At 45.0% G+C, this 7,301-nt stretch carries 6 protein-coding genes; all 6 read left to right on the forward strand.

Annotated features, from left to right (window positions below; translation table 11 throughout):
• Positions 1-1,564 (forward strand): serine hydrolase domain-containing protein (locus STRDD11_RS05820; RefSeq protein ID WP_164828399.1); only part of this gene is annotated, 1,564 nt, incomplete at its 5' end.
• 16 nt (positions 1,565-1,580) lie between these two features.
• Complete coding sequence (locus tag STRDD11_RS05825) at positions 1,581-3,362, forward strand: serine hydrolase domain-containing protein (RefSeq protein ID WP_002906173.1); 1,782 nt, start codon at positions 1,581-1,583, stop codon at positions 3,360-3,362.
• A gap of 16 nt (positions 3,363-3,378) precedes the next feature.
• Positions 3,379-5,172 carry a serine hydrolase domain-containing protein gene (locus STRDD11_RS05830; protein ID WP_128836226.1) on the forward strand — a complete coding sequence of 598 codons (1,794 nt, stop codon included), beginning with the start codon at positions 3,379-3,381 and terminating at the stop codon, positions 5,170-5,172.
• 14 nt (positions 5,173-5,186) lie between these two features.
• Positions 5,187-6,038, forward strand: coding sequence for an alpha/beta fold hydrolase (locus STRDD11_RS05835; protein WP_128836228.1), 852 nt, complete (start codon positions 5,187-5,189; stop codon positions 6,036-6,038).
• Positions 6,039-6,187: 149 nt separating this feature from the next.
• Entirely contained in the window at positions 6,188-7,057 is an 870-nt protein-coding gene (gene rfbA, locus STRDD11_RS05840; RefSeq protein WP_125342504.1) for a glucose-1-phosphate thymidylyltransferase RfbA, read from the forward strand.
• Between the two features lie 2 nt (positions 7,058-7,059).
• Positions 7,060-7,301, forward strand: a 242-nt coding sequence (locus STRDD11_RS14245) for a dTDP-4-dehydrorhamnose 3,5-epimerase family protein (RefSeq protein WP_241209330.1), incomplete at its 3' end; no start/stop codon positions are given.

A 7,301-nucleotide genomic window follows, 5' to 3' on the forward strand; every position in this document is an offset into this window, starting at 1 on the left:
TATGGACAAGGAAAAGAAGCTGGCTGTGGACGACAACTCGGTTTTTGAGTGGGGCTCTGCCACCAAATTGACCGTCTGGCTCAGCGTCATGCAGCTCTGGGAAGAAGGAAAAATTGACCTAAAAACAGATATAAAAGAGTATTTGCCCAAGGATTTCCTGAAACACCTCAAATACGACAAGCCCATTACCATGCTGGATCTGATGAACCACCAAGCGGGTTTTGATGAAACGCCGCTGAACACAGGAACAGGCAAGAGCTTGGAAGAATTACTAAAAAGCCAGCCCGCTCAAACTTATGAGCCAGGGACGGTGACTTCCTATTCCAATTACAGTACAGCTCTAGCAGGCTATATCGTGGAGCGCATCAGCGGACAGGACTTTGCGGATTATGTCCACGAGCATATTTTCCAGCCTTTGGGCATGAACCATACCGCTCTCTTACCTGATTTGTCGGACAATACCTATGTCCGAGACAAGCGGCAGGGTGAGAAAACCTATGATACAAACGGAAGTTTATATCTAGATAAATTGCTTCCCGCGGATATTTATCCAGCGGGGCAGGCGACAGGGACTTTTGCCGATTTCAAGCGGTTCGCGCAAGCTCTTTTGAGAAAGGAAAAGCTCTTTAAGCGCCCAGAAACCTGGAATGAACTGTATCAGACAACTTCTACATTCTCAGATAAAGCAGTCGCTAAGAATGCTCACGGCTTTTGGGTGACAGAGTATGAGATAGGCTCTATTTTAGGGCACGGCGGTCATTCTTTTGCCGGTTTTTCAACCATGATTTCGCTGGATTTCAAGTCGGGTATCGGCATGGTTACCATGGTAAATCAGAGAGAAGAAGCCACCTTTTCTTTCGGTCTGCCCGATTTAGTCTTTGGCAAGAAAAAGCAAGCCCCTAACCAGTCTCAAAAAGACTTTCAGGAGGGCATGTATCGGACTTCCCGCTCCATTCAGCAAGGCCCGACCTCTATTTCGCGCCTTACTCCTGTTTATACTTTTTATGTGAAAGATGTGATCAAAGACGGTCATCTGCTACTCAGCAACTATTGGCTTTTGCAACAGCGCCAAGGCCGAACAGAAGTTGAAACAACCTATAATAATTTAGAAAAGCTCTCGCTTTGGGAGGTGATAAAGGATTATGGCTCTGTCGCTCTGCTGGGACTGGCATCGGTTTATGCCGTACTTGTTCTTCTGTTAGCTGCTTTGAGCAAGATATATCGCTCACTTTTTGGAAAAGAAAGCAAAAGACCGACTCCAAGAAGTTGGAAAATTTGGCATTATGGCACTTGCGGACTGATTTTGGTTAGCCTAGTCAATCTAGCAGGTCTCGTCATAGTTGCCGTTTCGGGGAAGTACATGCCCGATTATCGCTGGCAAGCCATTCTCTTTGCCCTGCTTGCACTGATTTTCTTAGTCAATGCTGGGTTGCCAATCTTTCTGCGTTCAAAATTCCAAGTGAGCAAGGGTCGAAAAATCTTGACCTACTTGACCAGCAGCGCTTCACTTATCGTCGTTCTCAATATCCTTTATTGGAGCCTTTACCAGTGGTGGGCACTTTAATAGAAAGGTAAGTATCATGAAAACATCATTTTTTAAACATTGCTTAACTGTGCTGACTTGCGGCTTGCTCGCTCTGGGAGCTGGTCACGCTTACGCTGACCAGCAGAAGTTGCCGTCAGGCACGCCTTACGACCAAATTGGTCAGAAAATTGAGGATTACTACAAGGAACACGAAAAAACCAGTGCGGGACTGGCGACATCTGTTTTTGACAAGGACGGACAAACCATTTACCAAAATAATTTTGGCTATGTAGACAAGGAAAAAAAGTTGGCGGTGGATGACAACTCAGTTTTCGAGTGGGGCTCTGCCACCAAGTTGACCGTCTGGGTCAGCGTCATGCAGCTTTGGGAAGAAGGCAAGATTGACCTTAAAACAGATATAAAAGAGTATCTGCCCAAGGATTTTCTCAAAGGCAAGCTCACATACGACAAGCCAATCACCATGCTGGATCTGATGAACCACCAAGCAGGCTTTGGAGACACGGGGCTTGCCAAGGGAACTAGTAAGAACTTGGGAGATACGCTCAAAAAAGTACATATCTATCAAGCCTATGAGCCGGGAACAGTGACAGCCTACTCTAACTTTGGGACGGCTCTGGCAGGATATATCGTCGAGCGGATTAGCAGACAATCTTATGCTGACTATGTCCACGAGCATATCTTTGAACCTTTAGATATGAGGCACACCGCTCTCTTACCCGATTTATCAGATAATCCCTATGTAGTAGAAAAACGTAAGGAAGTCAAAGGTTACACTAGAGACGGTCGGTTGATTGGCGAAGCTCCATATCTAATAGAAATGTACCCTGCTGGGCGAGCAACAGGAACCTTGGAAGATTTCAAGGCATTCGCTCAGGCACTCCTGCAAAAGAAGACACTTTTTAAGCGTTCAGAGACTTGGGACACCCTTTATACAGCAACCTCTAACTATCCTGATAGCGATCTTCCTACCAATGCTCATGGTTTTTGGAGTGACCTTTATCAAGACCAAGTTATCCTCGGGCACGGTGGTAATACAGCTGGTTTTTCATCAAGTTTGACCTTAGACTTAAAATCAGGTATCGCTGCTGTCATTTTAACGAACCAACTGGGCGAGAAAAATTATGTTGAGAAAATTCCCGAGCTGGTCTATGGGCAAAAGAAAGATGTTCCCAACAAAAAGAAAGAAGAACTCAAACCCGGCTTTTATCGTGACGCTAGTCAATTCTTTGGGCCTTTATCCATTGCGCGACTAAATATGGCGACCTTCTATATTGATAAAAATAGTGAAAATCGATTTTACTGGAGCTTGGAGAAAGTCGGTAAGCGAGAATTTATCAAGCGCCCAGTTTCTGATTACTTTAAACTATCTAACTGGGAAGTTGCCAAAGAATTCGGCAGTGTCATCCTATGGGGGTTAGCAATCTTCTATGCTCTTCTTAGTTTGGTATCTGCTTTACTGGTCAAGCTCTACCGGCTCCTTGCCAAGCGGACAAACCGCAAACCTGTGACACTTGCTTGGTCGCTCTGGCATTATCTGACTTGCGGACTTGTTTTGTCCACTGTACTCATAACCATTCTCATCGTGCAATATAATATGAACATCAGCGGCTCGCCAAATAACAGTGCTTGGCTCTATGTCATCTTTGCAATAACGGGTCTGCTGCTTCTTGCTAGTTCTGTTTTGCCAATTCTTCTGCGTTCAAAATTCCAAGTCAGCAAAGGCAGAAAAATCTTGACCTACTTGACCAGCAGCGCTTCACTTATCGTCGTTCTCAATATCCTTTATTGGGGCCTGTACCAATGGTGGGCACTTTAATAGAAAGGTAAGTATCATGAAAACATCATTTTTGAAGAGCACTGTGGCGCTGCTGACTTGCGGCTTGCTCGCTTTTGGAGTAGCGCAAGTTCGAGCCGATGAGCAAAAATTGCCGTCGGGGACATCTTACGACCAAATCGGACAGAAGATTGAGGATTATTATCAGAAAAACGAGAAAACCAGCGCAGGACTGGCAACATCTATTTTTGACAAGGACGGTCAAACCATTTACCAAAATAATTTTGGCTATGTAGACAAGGAAAAAAAGTGGGCGGTGGATGACAACTCAGTTTTCGAGTGGGGCTCTGTAACGAAATTAACCGTCTGGGTCAGCGTCATGCAGCTCTGGGAAGAGGGGAAAATTGACCTAAAAACCGACATCAAAGAGTATCTGCCCAAGGATTTTCTCAAAAGCAAGCTCAAATTTGACAAACCCATTACCATGCTTGACCTCATGAACCACCAAGCAGGCTTCGCAGATGTTGACTTGGCCAAAAATGAAGACAAAGACCTAGCCCATACGCTACAAAAGGCGCCGATTATTCAAGCCTATGAGCCGGGGACAATAACTGCTTATTCCAATTTTGGAACGGTGCTTGCTGGCTACATCGTCGAGCGGATTAGCGGACAATCTTACGCTGACTATGTGCACGAGCATATTTTTCAGCCCTTAGGTATGAAGCACACCGCTATTTTGCCCGATTTTTCGGATAATGACTATGTGGTCGAAAAACGCAAGGAAATCAAGGGCTACACCTCAGACGGTCAGCTGATTGGCGAGGCAAACAAGCCTAATCCTTACTATCCGAGCGGGCGAGCAACAGGAACTTTGAAAGACTTTAAGACCTTTGCCCAAGCACTCCTGCAAAAGAAGACACTTTTTAGGCGCGCGGAAACTTGGGACACCCTTTATACGGCGACTTCGACTTTTCCTGATAGCAAACTCCCAATCAATGCTCACGGATTTTGGAGTGACCTTTATCAAGACCGCGTTATCCTCGGTCACGGTGGTAATACGGCTGGCTTTTCATCCATATTAACTTTGGATTTCAAATCAGGTATCGCTACCGTCATTTTAACCAATCAACAATACGAAAGTAACTATCTTAAAAAAATTCCTGAGCTGATTTATGGAAACAAGGCAACTACTTCAGAGAAGATAAAAGCAGAGTTTAAACCGGGCGTTTATCGCTCAAGTCGCGTTTTCACCAATGCCTTATCAATCACGCGCATTGCTCCGCCAATAACTAACTATCTTGAGAAAAATAGTAAATTTGTCACTCAAAAATACTGGGAATTGGAGAAAAACGGCAAGCAAGAACGGCTGAAATTGCCTATCGCAGACTACCTTAAACTTTCCACATGGGATGTAGTCAAGGATTACGGCAGTCTCGTCTTGTGGTGCCTCGCTGCTTTCTATGCCCTCCTCATCCCTGTATCTGCTTTACTGGTCAAACTCTATCGGCTTCTTTTCAAGCGGAAAAATCACAAACTTACACCGCTTGCTTGGTCGCTCTGGCAATACCTGACTTGCGGGTTCATTCTATCTACCATGCTCCTGCTTTACTTCTTTATCCAAAGCGTCCTGAGTCTACATTCCTCACCAAACAGCCGTGTTTGGCTTTCTATGGGCTTTGCAGCTGTGGGAGTTAGCCTCCTGGTTAGCCTTATTGCCTCATTCTTCCTGCGCTCAAAATTCCAAGTGAGCAAGGGTCGAAAAATCTTGACCTACTTGACCAGCAGCGCTTCACTTATCGTCGTTCTCAATATCCTTTACTGGTCTCTTTATCAGTGGTGGACGCTCTATTAAAAGAAAGGAAAACTATGACTCATTCTCAAAAAATCGAAACAATGATTCAAAACGGATCCGACCAGCTCTACACCATCTGCTACCCCAATCCTGACAAGGAAACGATTATCCTGCTGCACGGTGGACCGGGAGCGCCTGATGACTGCAAGCTCTTTATCCCTAAGCTCGAAAAAGATTATCAACTGATTGTCTTTCACCAGCGGGGAACGAGAAAATCGCCCTGCCTGAGTGGCGACTACAGCATGGAAGCCTACATTGCGGACATCAACACGATTGCCGACCACTTCAATGTAGATAAATTTCACCTTTTGGGACATTCCTGGGGCGGATTGTACGCGCAAATCTACGCCAGCAAAATCCCTGAGCGGGTTCTTAGTCTCTTTCTTTCCTCTCCGGGAACAGGCACGAGCAAGCAGTGGCAGCAAATGGAAAAAGAGATGATGAATTACAATAAAAATCACTGCACGACTATCGAATGGCTAAAAATGGGAATCTATTCTCTGCTCGGCAATCTTGGTAGTTCCAAGGCTTCGCAAGCTCTCTTTCGCCAAGTTGTCCGTAATTACAATGCCGACTATCCAGCCTTTCATGATATGAAACTAGACATGAGCAATGTTTCAGTCCAAGCAGGCAATCAGACAAGAAAGGAAATTATGGCCTATCCTCTCTTGCCCCGACTAGAAGATCCTGCTTTTCCTATTACCGTGACCTTTGGTGACAATGATATTTTTGGTGCCAGTGGACATTTTGTCATCAGCCGCTACCCTAGCGCCCAAGTCTTTACGATTAAAAACAGCGGCCACTTCCCATTTCTTCATAATCCGCAGGATTACTTTGCTATCTTGCACCAGCATTTTCAACCTTAGCATGAACCTCTAAAGTTTTCCAACTTTAGAGGTTTTCACTTATCTGCAACTTATCCCTCTTTTTCTTTTATTTAAGGGTAGTGAAAAGGATGACATCCGCTTTCAAAAATGGTAGAATAAGGAGAATACATTAAGAGAGGAAACTCATTATGAAAGGTATTATCCTTGCAGGCGGTTCGGGGACTCGTTTGTATCCTTTGACCCGTGCTGCTTCAAAACAACTCATGCCCATTTATGACAAGCCGATGATTTACTATCCCTTGTCCACTCTCATGCTGGCAGGGATCAAAGATATTTTGATTATCTCAACGCCGACGGATCTGCCTCGTTTTGAGGATCTGCTGGGAGATGGCTCTGAGTTTGGTATTAAGCTCTCTTATGCTGAGCAGCCAAGTCCGGACGGACTGGCACAAGCCTTTATCATTGGGGCCGATTTCATTGGAGATGACCGCGTGGCGCTGATTCTTGGGGATAATATTTACCATGGACCAGGTCTGAGTAAAATGCTCCAAAATGCTGCGGCTAAGGAAAAAGGAGCAACTGTTTTTGGCTACCATGTCAAGGATCCAGAACGCTTTGGTGTTGTAGAATTTGATGAAAATATGAATGCTATCTCCATCGAAGAAAAACCGGAACAGCCGCGCTCTAACTATGCAGTGACTGGACTCTATTTCTATGATAACGATGTTGTAGAAATTGCCAAGAACATCAAACCAAGTCCTCGCGGAGAATTGGAAATCACAGATGTCAACAAGGCATACTTGGATCGTGGTGATTTGTCTGTTGAGCTCATGGGACGTGGTTTTGCCTGGTTGGATACAGGTACCCATGAAAGTCTCTTAGAAGCCGCTCAATATATTGAAACTGTTCAGCGGATGCAGAACGTTCAGGTGGCCAATCTGGAAGAAATTGCCTATCGTATGGGATATATCACTAAAGAGCAAGTGCACGAATTGGCGCAGCCATTGAAAAAGAATGAGTATGGCCACTATCTCTTGCGCTTGATTGGAGAAGAATAAGCATGACGGAACACTTTTTTGACAAAGAACTGGCTGCGCGTGAGGTTCCTGGAATCCCAGGTATGCTGGAGTTTGATATCCCTGTTCGTGGAGACAACCGAGGTTGGTTCAAGGAGAATTTCCAAAAGGAAAAAATGCTGCCGCTAGGCTTTCCTGAAAGCTTTTTTGCAGAAGGAAAACTGCAAAACAATGTCAGCTTTTCTCGTAAAAATGTCCTGCGTGGACTTCATGCAGAGCCCTGGGA

The organism is Streptococcus sp. DD11 (genome assembly GCF_001578865.1).
Taxonomy (GTDB): domain Bacteria; phylum Bacillota; class Bacilli; order Lactobacillales; family Streptococcaceae; genus Streptococcus; species Streptococcus panodentis.